Source organism: Jannaschia maritima (genome assembly GCF_030973515.1).
GTDB classification, from domain to species: domain Bacteria; phylum Pseudomonadota; class Alphaproteobacteria; order Rhodobacterales; family Rhodobacteraceae; genus Jannaschia; species Jannaschia maritima.
Genome location: NZ_JARGZA010000011.1, coordinates 103197 through 124200, shown reverse-complemented (window position 1 = coordinate 124200; position 21004 = coordinate 103197). Strand labels below are relative to the sequence as shown.

Here is a 21004-nt window from a genome sequence, read left to right as displayed (position 1 = left end):
GCGCGGGCCCCGCCCCGGGCGCCCCCCGGAGCCGCCCGATGCAAGACGCCGACGCCCACGCCGACACCTCCTACGACCCCGCCGCCATCGAGCCGCGATGGCAGTCCGCCTGGGCGGACGCCGACCTGTTCCGCGCATGCCGCGACGGTCGCGACAAGTACTACGTGCTGGAGATGTTCCCCTATCCGTCGGGGAACCTGCATATCGGACATGTCCGCAACTATTCGATGGGGGACGTGGTCGCGCGCTACAAGGCGAGCTGCGGCTTCAACGTGCTGCACCCGATCGGCTGGGACGCGTTCGGCCTGCCCGCCGAGAACGCGGCCATGGCCAGCGGCGGCCATCCCAAGGACTGGACCTACGGCAATATCGACCGGATGCGCGCGCAGTTCCGGTCGCTGGGCCTGTCCTTCGACTGGTCGCGCGAGTTCGCGACCTGCGATCCGGAATATTACGGTCAGCAGCAGGCGCTGTTCCTGGACATGCTGGAAGCGGGGCTGGCCTATCGCAAGTCGGCGACGGTGAACTGGGATCCGATCGACATGACCGTGCTGGCCAACGAGCAGGTCATCGACGGCAAGGGCTGGCGGTCGGGCGCCCCGGTGGAGCGCCGCGAGTTGGTGCAGTGGTTCTTCGCCATCTCCGAGATGGCGGGCGAGCTGCTGGACGCGCTGGACGGCCTGGACCACTGGCCCGACAAGGTCCGGTTGATGCAGGCCAATTGGATCGGCCGGTCGCGCGGATTGCAGATGACGTTTCCCAAGGCGGACGGGGTCACGGCGGCGGGCGCGTTCGGCGCGGCGTTCGGCAAGGGGGCGCACGCGTCCTGGCCCGAGGGGGTCGACGGGATCGAGGTCTATACCACCCGCCCCGACACGCTGCGCGGCGCGTCCTTCGTCGCGGTGGCGCCTGAGCATCCGCTGGCCCGCGCGCTGGCGGGCGACGACCTGGACCTGGCGGCCTTCGCCGCCGACGTCCGCCGCGGCGGCACGACGGAGGCCGCGTTGGAAACGGCGGAGAAGCGCGGATACGACACCGGCCTGACGGTCGCCAACCCCCTTGGCGGCACGCTGCCCGTGTGGGTCGCGAACTTCGTGCTGTTGGAGTACGGCACCGGCGCCATCTTCGGCTGCCCCGCCCACGACCAGCGCGACCTGGACTTCGCGCGCAAGTACGACCTGCCCGTGATCGACACCTTCGTGGCGGTGGACAGCGACGCGCGCGTCGGCGCGGAGGCCTTCGTGCCCCCGAAGACCGAGATAGTGGACTATATCGACAACCCCGCGGGCGTCACGCGCGCCACGGGGAACGAGGGGATCGAGGCCACGATCGATTGGGCCGAGGCACGGGGGTTGGGACGGGGGAAGGTGCAGTACCGCCTGCGCGACTGGGGCCTGTCGCGGCAGCGGTACTGGGGTTGCCCCATCCCCGTCGTCCACTGCGACGCCTGCGGCGTGGTGCCCGAGCGCAAGGAGAACCTGCCCGTCCGCCTGCCCGACGACGTGGAGTTCGACACGCCTGGCAACCCCCTGGACCGCCATCCGACCTGGCGCGACGTGCCCTGTCCGAAATGCGGCGCCGCGGCCCGGCGGGAAACGGACACGATGGACACGTTCGTGGATTCGTCATGGTACTTCGCCCGCTTCACCGCGCCTCGCGCGGACAGCCCCACGGTGACGGACGACGCCGCGTACTGGATGAACGTCGACCAGTACATCGGGGGCGTCGAGCACGCGATCCTGCACCTGCTCTATTCCCGGTTCTTCGCCCGTGCGATGCACCGCACCGGTCATCTGCCCGCCGCGGCGCGCGAGCCGTTCGACGCGCTGTTCACGCAGGGAATGGTCACGCACGCGATCTACAAGACCGTGCGGGACCGGGACGGCCGCGATCAGTTCCACTATCCCGCGGAGGTGGAGGTCCGGGACGGCGTCCACGTTCTGAAGGACGACGGGCGACCCGTCACCGTGGTCCCGTCGGCCAAGATGTCCAAGTCGAAGAACAACGTCGTCGATCCCCAGGCCATCGTCGCCCAGTACGGGGCCGACACGGCGCGTTGGTTCGTGCTGTCCGACAGCCCGCCCGAGCGCGACGTCGAGTGGACCGCCGCAGGGGCCGAAGGGGCGCATCGCCACCTGGCCCGCGTTTGGCGCATCGCCGCGGACGTGGCGCGGGCCGACCGGCCCGCGAACGATCACGACGTCGCGCTGGACCGCGCCACCGCCCGAGCGGTCGCCGAGGTGACCGAAGGGCTGGACGGGTTCGGGTTCAACAAGGCGGTGGCCAAGCTCTACGAATTCACGAACGCCATCAACAAGTCCGATGCCGGCGCCGACGCGCGGCGCCACGCCATGCGCGTGCTGGCCCAGTTGATGGCCCCCATGACCCCCCACCTGGCGGAGGAGATCTGGCATCGCCTGGGCGGCGAGGGATTCGTGATGCGCGCGCCCTGGCCGAAGGCCGATCCCACGCTGCTGGTGGACGACACGGTCACGCTGCCCATCCAGATCAACGGCAAGCGCAGGTCCGAGGTCACGGTCGCGGCGGACGCCGACCGCGCCGTGGTGGAGGCACAGGTCCTGCGAGATGCCGCCGTGCTGCGCGCCCTAGACGGGGGCGCGCCCCGGAAGCTGATCGTCGTGCCGGGCCGGATCGTCAATGTCGTGGTCTGATCCCGTTCGTGTCCTGACCGCCGCCCTCCTGCTGGCGGCGGGCGGCTGCGGCTTCGCGCCCGCCTACGGGCCCGGCGGGACGGGTGGCGCCTTTCGCGGCACCATCACGGTCGCCGAACCGATGACCGACGTCGAGTTCGCCTTCGTCGCGCGGTTGGAGGACCGGTTGGGCCGCGTGGACGTGCCGACCTACGACCTGACCTACACGTTGGTGACGGACGAGGTCGGGCTGGCGATCGACGGGTCCAACGCGGTGACCCGCTTCAACCTGGAAGGGGTGCTCGACTGGACGCTGTCGCGCGACGGCGCGGCCGTCCAGACGGGGCGCGAGACCGCGTTCACGGGCTATTCCGCCAGTGGCAGCCCGATCTCGACGCTGGAATCCGAACGCGATGCCGAACGCCGCCTGATGGTGATCCTGGCGGACCGCGTGATCGCCCGCCTCCTCGCCGGGGACCCGGCGACGTGATCCTGCGCGGCGCGCAGGCCGATGCGTTCCTGCGCAAGCCGCCGCAGGGTCATCCGGGCGCGCTGCTCTATGGGGGGGACGCGATGCGTGTGGCGCTGAAGCGGCAGGATCTGATCCGCGCCCTGGCCGGGCCGGAGGCCGAGTCCGAGATGCGCCTGACCCGGATGGAGGCGGCGACCCTGCGCGACGATCCCGCGGCCCCCCTGGATGCCCTGAAGGAGGTCGGGTTCTTCCCCGGCCCTCGCGTCGTCCACGTGGACGGCGTGGCCGAGAACCAGTCCAAGCCCGTGCTGGCGGCCCTGGACGGCTGGCGATCCGGCGACGCCGCGTTGGTCGTGACCGCGGGCGCGCTGAAGAAGACGTCTAAGCTGCGAAAGGCCTTCGAAGCGCACAAGCAGGCGGTGTGCCTAGCCTTCTACGACGACCCGCCGTCCCGCGGGGACGTGGACGCGGCCATGGCCGCCGAAGGGCTGGACCCCACCAGCGACGCGCGCCGGCATATCGACGCGCTGGCGCTGTCGCTGGATCCGGGCGCGTTCCGGCAGCTGGTGGCGAAGCTGGCGACCTATGTGGGCGACGGAGCCTGCGATGCGGATGCCGTGGCCGCCGTCGCGCCGCTGGATACGGAGGCCTACATCGACGACGTCGTTCTGGCCGCCGCCGACGGGCAGTCCGGCGCCATCGGTGCCATCCTGCGGCGCCTAGCGGCGCAGGGCACGAACCCCGTCACGCTGGCGATCCTGACGACGCGCCACTTCCAGATCCTGCACGGTCTCGCCTGCGGGACCGGCCAGGCCTGGGGGCCGAACCGCGACGCGATGCAGCGGCAGGCCCGCTCCTGGGGGAACGCGCGGCTGGATGCCGCCCTTAAACTGCTGATGGACACAGACCTGACCTTGCGCTCGGGTTCCGCGGCACCGCAGATGGCGGTGATGGAACGCGCGCTGATCCGCCTGGCCCGAATGGCCGGCGCCCGCGACTGACGGGGAAGGGGGGACCATGCTGGTACTGCACGGACAGGTCCGGAGCCGAGCCCTGCGCGTCCTGTGGCTGTTGGAGGAGCTGGACCTCCCCTATCGCTTCGACCCCGTCGATCCGCGCAGCCCGGAGGCGTTCGCCGTGTCGCCCCTGGGCAAGATCCCCGCGCTGACCACCCCGGACGGCGTCCTGTTCGATTCGGTCGCGATCATGACCTGGCTCGCCGACCGCGAGGGGCGGTTCACCCATCCCGCGGGGACGATGGAACGCGCCCGGCAGGACGCGATGACCCAGGCGGTGCTGGAACTGTTGGACGCGCCGTTGTGGGAGATGGCGAAGCACGGATTCGTCCTGCCCGAGGGGGAGCGCCTGGACGGGATGCGGGCATCGGTAACGGCGCAGGTGGCGCGCCATTCAGGGGATCTGGCGGGCCTATTCGATGGGGACTGGGTCGCGGGGCCGCGGCCCACGGTGCCCGACATCCTGCTGGCCCATTGCGCCGGCTGGGCGCGGGGGCTGAAGATGGACCTGGACGGCCGCGTCCTGGATCACATGAAGCGGATGCGCGCGCGTCCCAGTTTCGGAAGGGCGATGGACCATGGCTGACATTGGGTTCTGGGGCCTGGGCTCCATGGGGATGGGCATGGCGTCCTCCCTGGTGCGGGCGGGACACCGCGTGGCGGGACACGATCTGCGCGGGGTCGTGCTGGACGGGGGCATGGACGTGGCGCCCGTGGACATGGATGCCGCCGTGCTGTGCGTGCTGAACGCCGCGCAGACGGAAGACGTGATGGACGAGATCGTGCCGCGGATGAAGTCAGGCGCCGTCGTGGTGGCCTGCGCGACCGTTCCTCCCGACTTCGCACGCGCCATGGCCGCCCGGTGCGACGGCGCGGGCCTGCTCTACCTGGACGCCCCCATATCCGGCGGTGCGGCGCGGGCGGCGCAGGGCGACCTGGCGATCATGGCGTCGGGATCGCCCGCCGCCTTCGACGCCGCCGCGCCGGTGCTGGACGCCTGCGCGTCGACCGTCCACCGCATGGGGGACGCGCCCGGGCTGGGCAGCGCCATGAAGGCCACGCATCAGATCATGGCGGGCGTCAACATCGCCACGATGGCCGAGGCGATGGTGTTCGGCATCACGCAGGGCATCAGCCCCGAGCGGTTCATGGAGATCCTGCCCAGTTGCGGCGGAACGTCCTGGATGCTGGAGAACCGCGGCCCGCACATTCGCGACGCGGACTATACCCCCCATTCCGCGGTCGACATCTGGCCCAAGGATCTGGGCATCGTCACCGACATCGCGGACGCCTCGGGGATCGAGCTGCCCTTAGTCCGAGCCGCACTCGCCCGCTACCGCGAGGCATCGGCCGCCGGCTTGGGCCGCGAGGACGATGCCGCCATAGCCAAGATCTATGCGAAGCAGGCCGGGGTGGAGCTGCCGTAGGGTGGGTGAAACCCACCACGCCCCGACGCGCGAACGGGGATCCGGTGGGTTTCACCCATCCCGCGACGTGGCCCACCGCCCCGCCGCCGCCCCGGCCCACCGCCCCGTCGCCAGGCAGGCCGTCAGCAGGTAGCCGCCCGTCGGCGCCTCCCAGTCCAGCATCTCGCCGCAGGCGAAGGTACCGGGTCGGTCCCGCAGCATCAGACCCACGTCCAGCGCGTCGAAGCGCAGGCCACCGGCGGTCGATATCGCCTCGTCCAAGTCCCGCAGGCCATCGTGACGGACGGGCAGGGCCTTGACCCATCGCGCCGGATCCCCATCCGGCGCCCATTCCCGCAACAGCGCGATGGCGGCGGGCGACAGCTTCAGGCACTTGCGCAGACGGTTCGACAGGCTGTCCTTTCCGCCCCCCGCCATGCGGGCCGCGACGGTGGACGCATCCAGGTCGGGTTTCAGATCAAGCAGCAGCGAATGGCCGCTCCGCAGGGCGGGCGTCAGCGGATACAGGCCGCCCCCTTCGAGGCCGTCGCGCCCGATCGTGACCTCGCCGCGCTGGCGCAGGGGGCCCGCCGATAGCACGACGTTCTTCACCGGCGCACCGAAATGCCGGGCCATGCGAGGCGACCACGCCACGCGCAGGCCGACGTTCGAGGGTGCGAACGGCGTGGTCCGTTCCGCCAGCCCAGAGTCGGCCGCCCAGGTTCCGTCCGAACCCAGCCGCCGCCACGACGCGCCGCCCATCGCCAGCACCGTGGCGCGGACGCAGACCCGCACCGGCCCGTCCGGCGTGTCGAAGGTCGCCGCATCCCCGTCCCATCCCGTCCAACGATGCCGTCGGTGCAGGGTGACGCCCATCCCGTCCAGCCGCGCCAACCATGCGCGCAGCAGGGGCGACGCCTTCATCGCGGCGGGGAACACGCGGCCTGACGATCCGGTGAAGGCGTCCTGCCCCAAGCCCGCCATCCAATCCACCACTTCCGCCGGACCGAATGCTCGCAGCATCGGGGCCAGATGGTCCGACGCGATCCCGTATCGCGTCAGCGCGGTGGCCACGGGTTCGTCCTTCGTGACGTTCAGCCCCGACTTGCCCGCCATCAGCAGCTTGCGGGCGGGCGACGGCATGTGGTCGAACATCGCGACCCGGGCGCCGTGTCCTGCGGCGGCCTCGGCAGCCATAAGCCCCGCGGGTCCGGCCCCGATCACGGCGACGTCCGGGTCCCCCTCCGGTGTGGCGAAATCGACCATGGGCGCGGGCATCCCCGTTGTGCGATCCGACAGGGCCGCTAGGTTCGGGTGGCGGGAAGGGCGGGACTACGACATGGCGTTGCATCTTATCAAGCTCAGCGTGGGGACCGGGTCGATCGCCGGACTGACCAAGTGGCAACGCAACGCGCGGGCCAAGGGCCCCGACGGCAACCCGCGCCACGTCACCCGCGTCCGCCCCGTCCGGGCCGATCAGGTGTTGGACGGCGGCTCGATCTTCTGGGTCATCAAGGGCGTGGTCCTGTGCCGCCAGCCGGTCCTGCGACTGGACGAGGTGCGCGGCAAGGACGGCATCCTGCGCTGCGGGATCGTTCTGAAGCCGGGTCTGGTGCCCGTGGTGCCGACGGCCAAGCGCGCGTTCCAGGGCTGGCGGTACCTGTCCGCCGCCGACGCCCCCGCCGACCTGGACGCCGACCGGGCTGCCGAGGCGCCGATCCCCGCCAAGCTGCAGGTCGCCCTCGCGGAGATCGGGGTGCTGTAGCGCGCGGTTCCGCGCCGCCCTCTTCGGCCATGGACCGCCCCGGACCGAACCGCGTATAGCTTCCCCGACCATGGGGAGGATCCGGTTTGAGCATCGACAAGAAGATCGTGGACGATCTGGTCGCGAACGACATTAGCTTCGTGACCACCGTTCCATGCAAGCAACTGGCCGGCGTCATCGAGGAGGTCGAGAACCGGTCCGAGATCTTCCACATCCCGTCCAACAAGGAGGACGAGGGGATGGGCCTGTGCGCCGGCGCCTGGATGGGCGGCAAGCGGCCCTGCATCATCATGCAGAACACCGCCATCGGCGTGACGATCAACACGCTGGCCACCTTGATCCAGTACTACCGGATGCCGCTGCCCATGCTCATCAGCTATCGCGGCGAGTTGCGCGAACCCGTGGCCTGCCAGGTCGAGATGGCGGTCCACACCAAGGCGCTGCTAGCCCAGATGAACATCCCGACCTACCATTTCCATCGGCAGAAGGACGCGGACGAGTTGGACATGATCCTGAAATACACCTTCATGTGCAACAAGCCCGTCGCCATCCTGACCGACGCCAACTTCTGGGGAGGCTACGGCGACCAATGATCCGTTCCGAGATTCTGAAGGAGATCGCGCCGATCCTGCGCGACCATCTGGTGGTCTGCAACATCGGCATCCCCAGCCAGGAGCTGCACGCGATCGACGACCAGCCGACCAACTTCTACATGCTGGGCACGATGGGCCTGGCTTCGAGCATCGGGCTGGGTCTGGCCCTGTCGCAGCCCAAGACCGTCATCAGCATCGACGGCGACGGGTCGATCCTGACGAACATGGGCACGCTGCCGACCATCGGGAACAACCAGGCCGACAACTTCATCCTGATGATCGTCGACAATGGATCGTACGGGTCCACCGGCGACCAGCCGACCTATACCGGCAAGAAGACGGACCTGGCGGGCATCGCGCGGGCGTCGGGCTGCGACAACGTCGTGGTGGTACAGGACGTAGACACCGGGGCGGAACTGCAGAAGGCCATCGATTCGAAGGTCTGCACAGTCATGGTCGTGAAGTGCGAAAGCGGGAACGCGAAGATGCCCGTGATCACGATGGATCCGGTCGTCATCCGGGACCGCTTCATGAAGGCGGTGGTGTCCTAAGGGGGCGAGGGGGCGGCGATCCGCGCCTCGGTCTGGACGCTGCGTTCAGCGTCCCGATCCAGGGGGCGTCACTGACCTGTCAGCGAACGTAGCGGAACGAACCGTCGAACGCTCCAGTTCCTGCGCCGTCGAAGAGGGCGGCGTCGAGGCGCGCATCGAACGGATTGAGCTCAATGAGCCAGGGTTCCGCCGGATCCCCGTGGCCGATGGCGACATCGGCGGCGCAGGTCGGTATGGGGAGGGCTCCGGCGATATGGCGCGTGAAGCGGTTCAGGGCCCCCGACAGGTCCGCAGCCCTGTCCGCGATCTCCGGATGCCGCCGATACGGATCCGCCTGACTGATGCCGACGGGGGCACCGTCCCGGAAGAAGATGCGGAACTCCATCCACGGGGCAACCTCTCGCCATTCCATAAGGTCGAAGGTCAAGCCCTTGCCGAGGCGCAAGGCGGACGCTGCAACCCTGGACACGCGCGCGGGGGGCGGGCGCATCATAGCGCCCAGATCCGTCAACATCGCGATCCGCGTGCGCGATGCAGGCCGATCCACCGCCTTCAGGCTGAACGGTCCGATCTAGGGAAACATGGCGGGTCCGAAGGAATTGGCTGCAATCGCGAACGCCTTCTCGACCGTTCGCGACGGTGTCCATGCGACCGGCGGTCCGAACATGGCCCGCGCCTCCGCACAATGGGACGCGATGGCGAGGACGTCGCTCTCCTCTAAGGTCGTGATGACGGCGACCGCGGCCACCTCCTCCAGTTCGGGTGGCCTTTCCGCGCGGACCAGTGCCCAGACGGGATCATTGGGTCCGAACGAGGATCGCGGGGCCCTCATTGCCCGTAGGGGTCCTCCGCCATCACCCCGAGCCAATCCGCGAGGTCGTCCGACACGTGGCCGAGGCCCATCGTGTTGTCGCCCTCACCCCACGGATCGTAGGAAATGCCCCAGAGATAGATGGCCGAACTGTCGACGTTCACGCCATCCATCAGGATCTTCGAGCGTTTTCCCTCCGCTTCCCCCACGATGATGTAGCCTTTGGGGATGCGTGCGGCCTGCAGGAATTGTCCCGTCTGGGTGTTGTATTGATCGAGGTAGAATTTCGTGTCGTGCACGAGCTTGTCGGGCCGATCCCCGATGCGGTCCAGTTCAGTCTTAAATGTGCTGCCGCTGGGGAACGTCACGGCGAACCTCGGCGATTCGAAGAAGACCGTTCCGAACTGCGTCAAGTATTCCAGCAGTCGTTCCGGCAATCGCAGTTCGATCTGGGCGTGGAACGCTGCGATGTCGTCGCATGTCCATGCGCTGCCCTCGTCGACCTCGGCGGCCTCATCGTCGATGAGGGTTTGTATCGCTTGCTTCACGGTTTGGTCCCCTAAAAGGTCTCTGTGTCCCGCATCATGCTGCCGCCGCCCGTATGACCCACGGCCGCATGCACGTCCTGGTCGATCAGTTCCATGGTAACGCCATCCTGATGATGGTGCCACGTCTGCCCGTTCTCCATGCTGCGGGTCCAGCGACCGCCATTGCGGTCGGCCATGGCTTGGCGCGCCTGTCCGAAATCACCGAGATCGTCCGGAGTGCTGCGGCGACCATCGTCGTAGTTCCCGCGCATGTTCGGGATCTCGACGCTCGTGCTGCGATATTGACCGAAATCCGGGAAGCCCTCCCTGAACCGCACGCCTGAATGGTTGGTCCCATTCGCTCTGTTGTATCTTGCGATTGCATTCGCCATCGGGGTGCCGGCTTCCGGCACGAAGCGGCTGTTGCCGGGTTGACCGCCCCATGCTCCTTTTCCAGGTCCGGCTTCTGGAAGACGGGTGCCCCAGGGATTCCGAAAGTGATCCTGGATCGCGTCCCGTGCCCGCTGCCGGCAGGCTTCCGTGTCGCATTCCCTCAACTCGCGGCGTAGCTTCGCCAGCTTGTCGCGCCGGTTCGCCGCCCAATACCGCCTGGCAGATTGACAACGGATCGGGGACAGCATGCCTGCCTGCCGCGCTGCCGTCCGCAGGGATCCGAGGCCCTGATCGACGACACGGCGCGACGCGTTGACCGCATCCTGCGCCACGCCGACGGCGCGGCGCAAGTCGTTGGACGTCTGCAGAATCCGTCCGCCCCTGACGCCCCCCTTGATACCGTCCCCGATGACGGGAACGAAGCCGACGAGGTCGAGCGCCGCACCGAGCCAATCACCGCGGGACACCGATATGCCGAGCGATGCGAAGTCACAGGCGATCCCGACCCCCGGCACCGAGGAACAGGCCGTCAGCGCGATGTCGGTCCCCACCTCGGCGATCTGAGCGTTGAGATCGTCCAATTCCTGCTGCGCGCGGTTGACCTTCGCGTTGCCCCAGCCCGTCAGGGCTTCGTTCTCGATCCTACCCATCGGGGACCGCCCAATCATCCGCTGTCGGGATCGGGGCATCGAACCAGAGCGAGCTGTCACGCCCGACGATCGCGTCGACGGCGCGTTCTTCCTCGACCTCCTCGAAGGCCGCGACCTTCTGCTTGCCCGTCAGGTTCAGGTCGATCGCGATCTCCCTGAACCCAGGCCAGAGGAAGAAGCCCGGGCCGACCTCCCAGCACAAATCCACGAAGACGGCTTAGCTCTCGACGTCGTCTATGCCCAGCCGACGTGCATAGCCGCGGGCACTGATGGTCATTTCCTTCAGCATAGCCGGGTCTTGACGGTAGCACAGTTCCGGCATCTCGGCCGCCATCCAGACATCGACGTACCAATCGCCGAACGCTTGGTCCGACTGCAGGCTGGGAAGGGACATCTGCTCGCGCGAAAGCCGGACCATCGGAAAATGCCTCCAGAAACTGCGTGGGCTCATGGCGAGGAGCAGTCGAAGCAAAAGGTCGACCGCGCCCAGAACTTGTCGATCGGCGAGATCCCGCATTCCGTTCCCGGCCCCCGCCCATGCGCCCTTAGGGGCCCCCGGTCATCCGCCCTGCCCCCGCCCGCCGATCCTCCAGCACCATGTCCGCGCATTTCTCGCCGATCATGATGGCGGGGGCGTTGGTGTTGCCGGACACGATCTCGGGCATGATCGAGCAGTCGGCGACGCGCAGACCTTCGATCCCGTGGACGCGCAGGCGGGGGTCGACCACGGCCGATGGGTCGTCTGTCGGGCCCATCTTGGCCGTGCCCGTCGGGTGATAGATCGACGCCGTGTTGTCACGCGCCCAGTCCAGCGTCGCCTCGTAGTCGTCCATCGGCAGGTCCGGCCTTGGGCGGAACTCCTCGGATATCTTCGACGTCAGGGGGGCGTGGCGCGCGATGGTCCGCGCGATGTTCACGCCCGCGACCACGGTGTCGCGATCGGTCCTGGTAGACAGGTAGTTGGGGATGATCCTCGGATAGGTCCGGGGATCGCCTGAAGCCAGCCGGATCTCGCCGCGCGATTCGGGCCGCAGCTGGCAGACGGACATGGTGAAGGCGCTGAACCGGTCGGCGCCCTTGCCCGGGTTCTCCGCCGACAGGGGCTGCACGTGGAACTGGATGTCGGGCGTCGCCACCTCCGGCCGGGTCTTCAGGAAACCGGTCGCGAGGCTCGCGGCCATGGTCATCGGACCCGATCGGAACAACGCATATTTCAGTCCGATCCGGGCCTGGCCCATCAGCGTCGACACTTCGTCGTTCAAGGTGGGCTCGTTGCACTTGTAGACTAGGCGCGCCTGCAGGTGGTCCTGCAGGTTCCGGCCCACGCCGGGCAGGGCGAGGAGAGGCGCGATGCCATGATCCGACAGGTGGTCGGGATCGCCGATGCCCGACAGCATCAGCAGCTGCGGCGAGTTGATCGCGCCCCCGCACAGCACGACCTCGGCGGATGCGTGCGCGATGCGTTCGATCCCGTCCGTGCCCCGGAACGCCACGCCGGTCGCACGCCTGCCTTGGATCACCACGCGGTCGGCCTGCGCGCCGGTCACGATCCGCAGGTTCGGCCGCTTGCGGACCGGGTTCAGGTAGGCGACCGCCGCCGAGCAGCGCCGACCGTTGCGGGTGGTCAACTGGAAGTAGCCGACGCCTTCCTGATCGGCCCCGTTGTAATCGGGGTTGAACCTGTAGCCCGCGGCCTGCGCCGCCGCGACCCAGGCGTCGGTGATGGGGCGCTGGATGCGCATGTTCGACACCGACAGAGGGCCCCCGTCGCCGTGGTACTCATCGGCGCCGCGCTCGTTGTTCTCCGCCCGCTTGAACAGGGGCAGGATGTCGTCCCAACCCCAGCCCGCGTTTCCCATCTGCCGCCACCGGTCATAATCCTGCGGCTGACCCCGGACGTAGAGCAGCCCGTTGAGCGACGACGACCCGCCCAGCACCTTGCCGCGGGGCCATTCGATGGAACGTCCGTTCAGTCCGGGATCGGGTTCGGTCCTGTAGCACCAATCGACGGACGGGTTATGGATCGTCTTGAAGTAGCCGACGGGAATATGGATCCAGGGGTTCCAGTCGCGTGGCCCGGCCTCCAACAGCAGGACGCGCACGGACGGGTCGGCGGACAGGCGGTTGGCCAGGACGCATCCGGCCGATCCGGCCCCTACGACGACGTAATCAGCTTCCAGCCCCTCCATGCCCCTGATCCTCCCCGGCGGCGAAACAGGACACCGCCCCGATTTGCGCTTGCTATTTCGACGATAGATCGCTCAATATCGAGACCACAAGTCTCAAAATGGCTTCTAGGGAGGGTCATATGAAAGTTTCGAAAGCCCTAAGCGGGATTTCGCGCCGGGATCTGTTCAAGCTGTCCAGCCAGTACGGCATGTCCTCGGTTCTGATGGGCGCGGGCGCGTTCGGCGCCGCCGCCACGCTGCCCGAGTTGGCGCGCGCTGCGCAGTCCAGCTACGAGAAGCGCTTCGCCAACGAGCCAAAGCACACGTTCCGCCTGGGCGCCGCCGGCTTCAACGAGCGCAACCTGCTGATCGAGCGGGCCGGCGTGCTGGAGTTCGCCCGCGACCTCGAGAGCCGTACGGATGGCGAGATCCGGGTGGAGTTCATCGGCGACAACCAGATCTGCGGGCAGCTCAACTGCGTGGAGAAGGCGCAGCAGGGCATCGTCGACATGTACGCCGCGTCGACGCAGAACAGCGCGGGCGGCGCGCCCTATCTGAACGTGTTGGACTATGCCTACATGTTCCGGTCGCGCGCGGACCAGTACCATTACTTCTACAGCCCCGAATCGGTGCGCACCCTGCGCGACCCGTTCGAGCGGATGCACGGCCTCAAGTTCCTGTTCACCCATGCGGAGCTTCGCGGCATCCAAACGGGTTCGTCGTTCGCCGACAGGCCGACGGTGACGTCGATCGAGGAGCTGTTCGGCACGAAGAACCGCGTCACGGGCACGCAGCTCGGACGCATCGCCATGCAGCTGCTGAACCTCAACCCCGTCCCCGTTGCCTGGGAGGAGACGCTGGACGGCTTGAAGCAGGGCCTGATCGACGGCGCGGAGACCTGGGCGTCCGCCGTGGCCTATGCGAACATGGCGCCCGTGGTGACGCAGTCGGTCGATCTTCGGTTCTTCTGCGGCACGGAGCATACGGCCATGTCCGCCCGTGCGTTCGACGGTCTCTCGGAAGAGTTGCAGGACGCGGTGATGGAGTCCGCCTATCTGGCGCAGGTGCATGTCCAGGCCGCCAACGAAGCCGCGCTGGTCAAGACGGTCGGATTCTCGAACCCGCAGCTACCGGGCACCATCTTCGCGGAGAACGACGTCCGCGTCGCGGACCTGCCGCCGGAGGAGATCCGCAAGGCGGAGGAGATGTGCTCGCCCGAGTTCAATCCCGAGCCCTGGGCGCAATGGCGGGAGCGGATCAACGGCTGGGCCGGCGGCATCGACACCTATCAGGCGATCTACGACGAGGTCCGCACGATCCCCGCGGACACGCTGCCCGAGAACGTCGAGCCGCGGCGCTGGTGGAAGTCCTGATCGCCGTCTAGGCATCCGAGCACCGGTCCGGGCGCCCGCGCCCGGACCATGCGGCGACCGGGATCGCCGGTCCTTGGGAGGGGGACGTCATGGGTTGGTTCGATGGAATAGGCAGCCTGATCCAGGCCATGCTGTCCGGCGATCTGTGGATGCTGCAGAGCGCCATGCGCGCGCCCGCCGCCTGGACGCTGGGCTTGGCCGCCACGATCCTCGGCGGCATCCTGGTGGCCATCGCCTATCGCTTCGTTCCGATCCTCGATCGCCTGTTGGAGCCGGTCGTCATGGTGGTGTCCTATCTGACCATCGGCGGCATCATCTTCGCGGGCGTCGTGCAACGGTTCTTTCTGAACGGCCAGCCGTCCTGGTCCACGACGCTGCCGCCCTTCCTGTTCCTGATCATGACCTGGTTCGGCGCCAGCTACAACGTCAAGTTGCGCACGCACCTGGCCTTCAACGAGTTCCGCAGCGTTATGCCGCGGCCGATGCAGATGGCCTGCCTGACGCTCGACGCAGTCCTGTGGATCGGCTTCGCCTGGGTCGTCGTCGTCACCGCCACGCAGGAGACGATCCGCGCCGCGGCGAACTTCGCCATAATGCTGGGGACCGACGACGTCATGCAATGGTGGTTCCTGGCCGCCGTGCCATTGGCCTTCGTCCTTCTGGCGGGACGCGCATTCGAGAACCTGTTCGAGGATCTTGGCAACCTGCGCCGCGGCGATCCGCTGATCCGCCAAGCCGTGATCGGGGGCGACGCATGACCGACGGTACCTGGGTCACGCTGATCTCGATCGGGGTGACGGTCCTGTTCATGCTGGGCGTCCCCGTCTTCCTGGTGATCGGCTATTGGGTCATCGGCATGTCCTTCGTCCTGGGCTTGCCCCTGGTGAACATCGGCGCGGCTTTGGGCGACGTGTTCACCGACGGCTTCGCCCTTCTGGCGATGCCCCTGTTCATCCTGACGGGCGACCTGATCAACCGGTCGGGCATCGCGCGGCGGCTGTCGGACTTCGCCTATGCCTGCCTGGGTTGGATCCGGGGCGGCTTGGCAATGGCATCCATCGCGGCGTGCGGCCTGTTCGCGGCCATCTCGGGATCGAACTCGGCCACGACGGCGACGATCGGTTCGATGCTGCATCCGGAGATGACGAAGGGCGGCTACGACGAACGCTTCAGCGCCGCCACGGCCGCGGCGGGCGGCACGCTGGGCATCATCATCCCGCCGTCGATCATCTTCATCGTCTATGGATTCCTGTTGAACCTGCCGATCAGCGACCTGTTCGTGGCGGGCATCCTGCCCGGCATGCTGATGGCGCTGGCCATGATGACGGCGTGCTTCGTGGTCTGCTGGCGTAACGGATGGGGTCATCTGATCGGTCTGTCGCCCGCCCGCATCGTCAAGACCGCACTGGGCGCGTGGTTGGGCTTCTTCGCGATCGGACTGGTACTATGGGGCATCTATACGGGTCAGTTCAGTCCGACGGAGGCGGCGGGGGTCACGGTAGGCTTCTGCATCATCGTGGGCTTCGTCTGCCTGCCCCTCTATCGCGCCGTGCATCGCGGCCGCGACGAGGAGGAGACGCCGATCGAACGGCGCAGCTTCGCCGACATGCTGGTCGTCCGCGGCTTCGGACCGCTGGAGCTGCCGTCCATCACCATGCGATCCGCCCAGATCACCGGCATCCTGGCCCCGCTGATCGCGGTGTCGGTCGTCATGCAGCAGATGCTGTCCGTCCTGGGCGCGCAGGAAGTCATCACCGACTTCGTCACGTCGATGGGGGGCTATTATGCCGTCCTGTTCACCGCGATGGCCATCGTCTTCGTGTCGGGGATGGTGCTGGAATCGCTGCCGGTGACGATCATCCTGGCTCCGATCCTGGCCCCCATCGCGGCGAGCGTCGGCGTCGATCCGATCCAATTCGCGGTCATCTTCCTGGTGGGCGCGTCGATCGGGTTCATCACGCCGCCCTATGGCCTCAACCTGTATGTCGCGTCGGGTGTGACGGGCGTGCCCTATTTCCGCCTGCTGCGCTACATCGTGCCCTATCTGATCGCGCTGATCGGTTCCTGGCTGGCCATCGCGTTGGTGCCGGAGCTGTCGACGCTCCTGCTGCCGCAGCGGTAGGACCGTGCACGACGGCGACACCGGCGGGACCATCCCCACGAACCTGCGTCTGCTGCTGGTGCTGGAGGCGGTGGCGCGGGCGGGGGTTCCGGTCACGCCCACGGAGGTGAACATCGAGCTCGGCCTGCCCAAGCCCACCATCCACCGCCTGTTCGCCACCCTGGAGGCGGAAGGGTTCCTGCAACGCGAGATGGACGGCCGGACCTATGCGCCCGGTCGTCGGGTTCGGCGGCTGGCTGGCGGGGTCCTGTCGTCGCAGCGCATCCGGACCGCACGCCGGGCGATCCTGAAGCGCTTGACCGATCGGGTGGGAGAGACATGCAACATCGCGCTGCCAGACAGCACGGCGATGATCTATATCGAGCGGTTGGAAACGGAATGGCCGCTGCGGATCCAGTTGCCCATCGGAACGCGGGTGCCACTCTACTGTACGGCGAGCGGCAAGATGTACCTGTCGACCCTGTCGCGGGTGCATTTGGAACGGTACCTCGCCGCCAGCTCATTGGTCGCGCGGACGGCCAACACCCTCGCCACGCCCGAGGCCCTGTCCGCGGAACTCGACCGGATCCGGACCGACGGCTATGCGGTGGACCGGGAGGAGTTCATGGACGACATGACGGCGGTCGCCGTGCCGATCCAGGACCCCCATCGCCGCTTGCTGGCCACGCTGTCGATCCACGCACCCACCATGCGGTTGAGCACGGACATGGCATTGGGCCATTTGGGCATCTTGCAGGCCGCCGCCTCGGACCTGTCGCGCCTGGTCTCGGACGACATGACAACGCGCGAAGGCCATTTCTGAAGGGCCATCCGGACGCGCGCCTCGCGTCTCGTAGGCGATCCCGATCCATGGGACGTCCGAGCGATCCCGAACGTCCAGATGGTAGCGGTTCAGACCGACAGGTTCTCGACGTTCAGGGCGTTGTCTTGGATGAACTCGCGGCGGGGCTCGACCAGATCGCCCATCAGCTTGGTGAAGGTATCGTCGGCCTCCGTCACGTCCTCGACGCGGACTTGCAGGAGCGTGCGGGCTTCCGGGTCGAGGGTCGTTTCCCACAACTGGTCGGGGTTCATCTCGCCCAAGCCCTTGTACCGCTGCAAAGTGAGCCCCTTCTCACCCTCCGTCAGGATGGCCTCCAGCAGGTCGACCGGACCGTGAATGATCGTCTCGCGGTCGCGGCGATGCAGCATGGCCGGATCGCGAAACGTGTCGCGCGTGTCGGTGGACACGTCGTTCAGGCGCCGCGCTTCGCCCGACCGCAGAACGGCGCCGTCGAGCGTACGCACCTCCTCCACCCCACGCAGGACGCGGGCCAGACGGATGCCGTGATCCTGGGTGATCCGCCCCTGCCAGCCCCGTTCGTATTCCACGGCCACCTGATCCAGCCGTTCGGCCACGCGATCGGCGACACCCTGGAGGTCGTTCAGGTTCCCCGCATCGAAAGCCCCGGCCAGGGCGGCCTGTTCGAGGATATGGCGAGGATAATGGGTCGGGAACGCTTCGAGGATGCGGCGGAAGAGGCGCGCGCTCTGCACCACGCGGTCCAAGTCTCGTCCCGCGATCTCCTCCCCGCCCTTCAAGCGCAGGACCGCGCCCTCGGTGCCCTGTGCGATCAAGTAGTTCTCCAACTCGGACTGGTCCTTCAGATAGACCTCGGACTTGCCACGTGCCACTTTGAACAGGGGCGGCTGCGCGATGTAGAGGTGCCCGCCCTCGATGATCTGCGGCATCTGACGATAGAAGAAGGTCAGCAGGAGGGTGCGGATATGCGCGCCGTCCACGTCGGCATCGGTCATTATGACGATCTTATGGTACCGCAGCTTGTCCAGGTCGAACTCGTCGCGTCCGATGCCGGTACCCATCGCGGTGATCAGGGTCCCGATCTCCTGACTGGACAGCATCCGGTCGAAACGCGCGCGTTCCACGTTCAGGATCTTGCCCCGCAACGGAAGCACGGCTTGGTTCGCGCGGCTGCGCCCCTGCTTGGCGGACCCGCCCGCGCTGTCGCCTTCCACCAGGAACAGCTCGCGCTTGGCAGGATCCTTCTCCTGGCATTCGGCCAGCTTGCCGGGCAGGTTGGCCACGTCGCTGCCGACCTTCTTGCGCGTCAGCTCCCGCGCCTTGCGCGCGGCCTCGCGCGCGAGCGCGGCCTCCACGATCTTGCCGATGATGGTGCGGGCCTCCTGGGGATGCTCCTCGAACCATTCGGCCAATTTCTCGTTCACCAGGTTCTCCACCGCGGGGCGCACCTCCGAGGAGACCAGCTTGTCCTTCGTCTGGCTGGAGAACTTCGGGTCGGGCACCTTGACCGACAGCACGCAGGTCAACCCCTCGCGCGCGTCGTCGCCCGCGAAGCTGATCTTCTCGCGCTTGGCGATGCCGGACTCCTGTGCGTAGCGCGTGATCGTGCGGGTCAGGGCGCCCCGGAGGCCGGCCATGTGCGTGCCACCGTCGCGCTGCGGAATGTTGTTGGTAAACGGAAGCACCATTTCGTTGTAGCCATCGTTCCACCACATCGCGATCTCGACCCCGATGCCGTCGCGTTCGCCCTCGAAGTGGATCGGGTCGTCCATCACCGACGTCTTGGACCGGTCCAGCCAGCGCACGAACTCGCGCACGCCGCCGTCGTAATGGAGCTCGCGCTCCAACGGCTCCGCAGGGCGCTCGTCGCGCAGGACGATGCGTACGCCGCTGTTCAGGAAGGCCAGCTCCCGCAGGCGGCGTTCCAACGTTTCGTAGCTGTAGTCGAGGTTACTGAACGTGTCGGTGGAGGCGAGGAACCGCACCTCGGTACCGGTGCGGTCGGTATCGCCCACGACGCGCAAGTGCTCGGCGGTGTCGCCATGCTCGAACCGAGCGACGTGCTCCTTGCCCTCCCGCCAGATGCGCAGTTCCAACCAGTTCGACAGCGCGTTGACGACGCTGACGCCCACGCCGTGCAAGCCACCCGACACCTTGTAGCTGTTCTGGTCGAACTTCCCCCCGGCGTGCAGTTGGGTCATGATGACCTCGGCCGCGGAGACGCCTTCCTCCTCGTGGATGCCCACGGGGATTCCGCGCCCGTTATCGCCCACCGACACGCTGGAATCGGCATGGATCGTGACCGTCACGCGGTCGGCATGACCGGCCAGCGCTTCGTCGATGCCGTTGTCCACGACCTCGTAGACCATGTGATGCAGGCCGGACCCATCGTCGGTGTCGCCGATATACATGCCGGGACGCTTGCGCACGGCTTCCAACCCCTTCAAGACCTTGATGGAATCGGCACCGTACTCGTCGGTCCGGGGGGCTTGGTCTGCCATGGTTCGCTCGTCCTCTCGCTTGCGCAAGATATACTCATCCGAGCGTCGATTGTCACGCGATCGCCACAACATTTGGGGGGTTGCGACCCGTTGACCGTCATGGCGCAGCGGCGTCCTCCAGGACGCTTTCCCCGGCATCGTCCCGGATGCGAACGTGCTGCGCCCCATCAAGCCCGGCGAACAGTTCCGGCCCCGTGCCGGTCAGCCATGCCTGCGCCCCCAGGGACCCCAGTTCGCCATAGAGCGCGGCGCGGCGGCCCGCATCCAGATGGGCTGCCACCTCGTCCAGCAGCAGGACGGGTGGCCCGTCGGGGCTGTCGGCCAGCGCGCGGGCGTTGGCCAGCACCAGGGAGATCAGCAACGCCTTCTGCTCGCCGGTCGAGCACGCCCCCGCAGGCATCGCCTTGGTCGCATAAACCCCCACCAGATCGACCCGGTGGGGGCCCATCAACGTGCGTCCCGCGGCCATGTCCCGGCGGCGGCCCCGCGCCAGGGCGTCGCGCAAGCTGTCCGCCCCTTCGGGCATGTCGTCCCCATCGGGGCCGATCAGCGACAGGCGGGCGGCGGGGAAGGGGCCATCCGTGTCCTGCGCCGCCTGCAATCGCGCCAGGGCGTCGCGCCGCCGCGCGGCGATGCCAGCGCCCGCCCGGGCCATCTGATGCTCCAGCGCGTCGTACCAGCCCGCGTCGCGGACCCCGTCCTTCAGCAGGCGATTGCGATCGCGCATCGCGCGCTCGTAGGCCAGCGCGCCATCGGCGTGATCGGGCGCGAAGGTCAGGGTCATGCGGTCCAGGAACCGGCGGCGTCCTTCGGGCCCTTCGAGCCACAGCCGGTCCATCGCGGGCACCAGCCACAGCACACGCATGATGCGCGCCAGGGCCACCTGCGGGGCGGCCTGCCCGTCGATGCGGGTGGTGCGGGACTGTCCGGGTTCGGCCCGAAGCTCGACCTCGTGAGGGCGCTCGCCCATCACGTCGGCGGCCACGCGCCAGCCGACGCTTTCGGGACGGCGGGCCAGTTGGTCGATGGTGGCACGCCGCATGCCCCGCCCGGGTGACAGCAACGACACGGCTTCGAGTAGGTTGGTCTTGCCCGCGCCGTTGTCGCCGTGGACCGCCACCACGGGGCCGGTCACGTCCAGGCGGGTGCGACGGTGCGACCGGAAGTGCGACAGCGTCAGCGACGCGACGTGGGCCAAGACGC

Annotated in this window: 22 protein-coding genes; 12 read left to right on the top strand and 10 right to left on the bottom strand. The window is 67.8% G+C overall.

Going from position 1 to position 21004, the window contains the following annotated elements; genetic code table 11:
- Positions 1 to 38: 38 nt before the first annotated feature.
- The 5 genes from leuS to P0084_RS12265 are packed head-to-tail and all read left to right on the top strand — an operon-like array spanning position 39 to position 5566.
- Positions 39 to 2672: a leucine--tRNA ligase gene (gene leuS, locus P0084_RS12285; protein WP_308917147.1), complete on the top strand. Its 2634-nt coding sequence runs from the start codon at positions 39 to 41 to the stop codon at positions 2670 to 2672.
- Positions 2659 to 3141, top strand: coding sequence for an LPS assembly lipoprotein LptE (lptE, locus tag P0084_RS12280; protein WP_308917146.1), 483 nt, complete (start codon positions 2659 to 2661; stop codon positions 3139 to 3141). The genes leuS and lptE overlap by 14 nt, the downstream gene beginning before the upstream one ends.
- Positions 3138 to 4124: a DNA polymerase III subunit delta gene (locus P0084_RS12275; RefSeq protein WP_308917145.1), complete on the top strand. Its 987-nt coding sequence runs from the start codon at positions 3138 to 3140 to the stop codon at positions 4122 to 4124. Before lptE ends, P0084_RS12275 begins: the two co-directional genes overlap by 4 nt.
- 16 nt (positions 4125 to 4140) lie before the next feature.
- Positions 4141 to 4725, top strand: a complete 585-nt coding sequence (locus P0084_RS12270) for a glutathione S-transferase family protein (RefSeq protein ID WP_308917144.1) — start codon at positions 4141 to 4143, stop codon at positions 4723 to 4725.
- A complete protein-coding gene (locus P0084_RS12265; protein WP_308917143.1) occupies positions 4718 to 5566 on the top strand; it encodes an NAD(P)-dependent oxidoreductase in 849 nt (282 codons plus the stop codon). The genes P0084_RS12270 and P0084_RS12265 overlap by 8 nt, the downstream gene beginning before the upstream one ends.
- Before the next feature lie 51 nt (positions 5567 to 5617).
- On the opposite strand, the gene P0084_RS12260 is transcribed toward P0084_RS12265, so the two are convergent.
- Positions 5618 to 6823 carry a TIGR03862 family flavoprotein gene (locus tag P0084_RS12260; RefSeq protein ID WP_308917142.1) on the bottom strand — a complete coding sequence of 402 codons (1206 nt, stop codon included), beginning with the start codon at positions 6821 to 6823 and terminating at the stop codon, positions 5618 to 5620.
- Positions 6824 to 6884: 61 nt separating this feature from the next.
- Between P0084_RS12260 and P0084_RS12255 the strand changes: the two genes are divergently transcribed.
- The 3 genes from P0084_RS12255 (at position 6885) to comE (ending at position 8454) form a co-directional block, all read left to right on the top strand.
- Complete coding sequence (locus P0084_RS12255; RefSeq protein ID WP_308917141.1) at positions 6885 to 7310, top strand: DUF1489 family protein; 426 nt, start codon at positions 6885 to 6887, stop codon at positions 7308 to 7310.
- An 86-nt stretch (positions 7311 to 7396) separates the two neighbouring features.
- Complete coding sequence (gene comD, locus P0084_RS12250) at positions 7397 to 7903, top strand: sulfopyruvate decarboxylase subunit alpha (RefSeq protein ID WP_308917140.1); 507 nt, start codon at positions 7397 to 7399, stop codon at positions 7901 to 7903.
- On the top strand, positions 7900 to 8454 hold the full coding sequence (gene comE, locus P0084_RS12245; RefSeq protein ID WP_308917139.1) for a sulfopyruvate decarboxylase subunit beta: 555 nt from the start codon (positions 7900 to 7902) through the stop codon (positions 8452 to 8454). The genes comD and comE overlap by 4 nt, the downstream gene beginning before the upstream one ends.
- A gap of 79 nt (positions 8455 to 8533) precedes the next feature.
- On the opposite strand, the gene P0084_RS12240 is transcribed toward comE, so the two are convergent.
- The 7 genes from P0084_RS12240 to P0084_RS12210 all read right to left on the bottom strand — a co-directional run bounded on the left by P0084_RS12240 (position 8534) and on the right by P0084_RS12210 (position 13024).
- Positions 8534 to 8866 (bottom strand): cell division cycle protein 123 family protein, encoded by a 333-nt coding sequence (locus P0084_RS12240; protein ID WP_308917170.1) that lies wholly within the window; start codon positions 8864 to 8866, stop codon positions 8534 to 8536.
- A gap of 159 nt (positions 8867 to 9025) precedes the next feature.
- Positions 9026 to 9286, bottom strand: coding sequence for a hypothetical protein (locus P0084_RS12235; RefSeq protein WP_308917138.1), 261 nt, complete (start codon positions 9284 to 9286; stop codon positions 9026 to 9028).
- Positions 9283 to 9813 carry a hypothetical protein gene (locus P0084_RS12230; RefSeq protein WP_308917137.1) on the bottom strand — a complete coding sequence of 177 codons (531 nt, stop codon included), beginning with the start codon at positions 9811 to 9813 and terminating at the stop codon, positions 9283 to 9285. Before P0084_RS12230 ends, P0084_RS12235 begins: the two co-directional genes overlap by 4 nt.
- 11 nt (positions 9814 to 9824) lie before the next feature.
- Positions 9825 to 10835 carry an HNH endonuclease gene (locus P0084_RS12225; RefSeq protein WP_308917136.1) on the bottom strand — a complete coding sequence of 337 codons (1011 nt, stop codon included), beginning with the start codon at positions 10833 to 10835 and terminating at the stop codon, positions 9825 to 9827.
- Complete coding sequence (locus tag P0084_RS12220) at positions 10828 to 11043, bottom strand: hypothetical protein (protein WP_308917135.1); 216 nt, start codon at positions 11041 to 11043, stop codon at positions 10828 to 10830. Before P0084_RS12220 ends, P0084_RS12225 begins: the two co-directional genes overlap by 8 nt.
- Before the next feature lie 9 nt (positions 11044 to 11052).
- Complete coding sequence (locus P0084_RS12215; RefSeq protein ID WP_308917134.1) at positions 11053 to 11352, bottom strand: hypothetical protein; 300 nt, start codon at positions 11350 to 11352, stop codon at positions 11053 to 11055.
- A 28-nt stretch (positions 11353 to 11380) separates the two neighbouring features.
- Positions 11381 to 13024, bottom strand: coding sequence for a GMC family oxidoreductase (locus tag P0084_RS12210; RefSeq protein WP_308917133.1), 1644 nt, complete (start codon positions 13022 to 13024; stop codon positions 11381 to 11383).
- 119 nt (positions 13025 to 13143) lie between these two features.
- Between P0084_RS12210 and P0084_RS12205 the strand changes: the two genes are divergently transcribed.
- The 4 genes from P0084_RS12205 to P0084_RS12190 all read left to right on the top strand — a co-directional run bounded on the left by P0084_RS12205 (position 13144) and on the right by P0084_RS12190 (position 17300).
- Positions 13144 to 14376, top strand: a complete 1233-nt coding sequence (locus P0084_RS12205; RefSeq protein WP_308917132.1) for a TRAP transporter substrate-binding protein — start codon at positions 13144 to 13146, stop codon at positions 14374 to 14376.
- Between the two features lie 89 nt (positions 14377 to 14465).
- The gene (locus tag P0084_RS12200; RefSeq protein WP_308917131.1) at positions 14466 to 15134 is read left to right on the top strand and encodes a TRAP transporter small permease; all 669 of its coding nucleotides are present in this window, start codon (positions 14466 to 14468) and stop codon (positions 15132 to 15134) included.
- On the top strand, positions 15131 to 16498 hold the full coding sequence (locus tag P0084_RS12195) for a TRAP transporter large permease (protein ID WP_308917130.1): 1368 nt from the start codon (positions 15131 to 15133) through the stop codon (positions 16496 to 16498). The genes P0084_RS12200 and P0084_RS12195 overlap by 4 nt, the downstream gene beginning before the upstream one ends.
- A 4-nt stretch (positions 16499 to 16502) precedes the next feature.
- Complete coding sequence (locus P0084_RS12190) at positions 16503 to 17300, top strand: IclR family transcriptional regulator (protein ID WP_308917129.1); 798 nt, start codon at positions 16503 to 16505, stop codon at positions 17298 to 17300.
- Between the two features lie 89 nt (positions 17301 to 17389).
- Here P0084_RS12190 and gyrB read toward each other — a convergent pair whose 3' ends face one another.
- Both gyrB and recF read right to left on the bottom strand, forming a co-directional pair.
- Complete coding sequence (gene gyrB, locus P0084_RS12185) at positions 17390 to 19801, bottom strand: DNA topoisomerase (ATP-hydrolyzing) subunit B (protein WP_308917128.1); 2412 nt, start codon at positions 19799 to 19801, stop codon at positions 17390 to 17392.
- A 97-nt stretch (positions 19802 to 19898) separates the two neighbouring features.
- On the bottom strand, positions 19899 to 20999 hold the full coding sequence (gene recF / locus P0084_RS12180) for a DNA replication/repair protein RecF (RefSeq protein ID WP_308917127.1): 1101 nt from the start codon (positions 20997 to 20999) through the stop codon (positions 19899 to 19901).
- Positions 21000 to 21004: the final 5 nt, after the last annotated feature.

What these genes read in the sequence shown, in the direction of transcription:
- leuS (WP_308917147.1), top strand. Translation starts at nt 39, where the DNA reads ATGCAAGACGCCGACGCCCACGCCGACACCTCCTACGACCCCGCCGCC.
- lptE (WP_308917146.1), top strand. Translation starts at nt 2,659, where the DNA reads ATGTCGTGGTCTGATCCCGTTCGTGTCCTGACCGCCGCCCTCCTGCTG.
- P0084_RS12270 (WP_308917144.1), top strand. Translation starts at nt 4,141, where the DNA reads ATGCTGGTACTGCACGGACAGGTCCGGAGCCGAGCCCTGCGCGTCCTG.
- P0084_RS12265 (WP_308917143.1), top strand. Translation starts at nt 4,718, where the DNA reads ATGGCTGACATTGGGTTCTGGGGCCTGGGCTCCATGGGGATGGGCATG.
- P0084_RS12260 (WP_308917142.1), bottom strand. Translation starts at nt 6,823, where the DNA reads ATGCCCGCGCCCATGGTCGATTTCGCCACACCGGAGGGGGACCCGGAC.
- P0084_RS12255 (WP_308917141.1), top strand. Translation starts at nt 6,885, where the DNA reads ATGGCGTTGCATCTTATCAAGCTCAGCGTGGGGACCGGGTCGATCGCC.
- comE (WP_308917139.1), top strand. Translation starts at nt 7,900, where the DNA reads ATGATCCGTTCCGAGATTCTGAAGGAGATCGCGCCGATCCTGCGCGAC.
- P0084_RS12240 (WP_308917170.1), bottom strand. Translation starts at nt 8,866, where the DNA reads ATGGAATGGCGAGAGGTTGCCCCGTGGATGGAGTTCCGCATCTTCTTC.
- P0084_RS12235 (WP_308917138.1), bottom strand. Translation starts at nt 9,286, where the DNA reads ATGAGGGCCCCGCGATCCTCGTTCGGACCCAATGATCCCGTCTGGGCA.
- P0084_RS12225 (WP_308917136.1), bottom strand. Translation starts at nt 10,835, where the DNA reads ATGGGTAGGATCGAGAACGAAGCCCTGACGGGCTGGGGCAACGCGAAG.
- P0084_RS12215 (WP_308917134.1), bottom strand. Translation starts at nt 11,352, where the DNA reads ATGCGGGATCTCGCCGATCGACAAGTTCTGGGCGCGGTCGACCTTTTG.
- P0084_RS12210 (WP_308917133.1), bottom strand. Translation starts at nt 13,024, where the DNA reads ATGGAGGGGCTGGAAGCTGATTACGTCGTCGTAGGGGCCGGATCGGCC.
- P0084_RS12205 (WP_308917132.1), top strand. Translation starts at nt 13,144, where the DNA reads ATGAAAGTTTCGAAAGCCCTAAGCGGGATTTCGCGCCGGGATCTGTTC.
- P0084_RS12200 (WP_308917131.1), top strand. Translation starts at nt 14,466, where the DNA reads ATGGGTTGGTTCGATGGAATAGGCAGCCTGATCCAGGCCATGCTGTCC.
- P0084_RS12195 (WP_308917130.1), top strand. Translation starts at nt 15,131, where the DNA reads ATGACCGACGGTACCTGGGTCACGCTGATCTCGATCGGGGTGACGGTC.
- gyrB (WP_308917128.1), bottom strand. Translation starts at nt 19,801, where the DNA reads ATGGCAGACCAAGCCCCCCGGACCGACGAGTACGGTGCCGATTCCATC.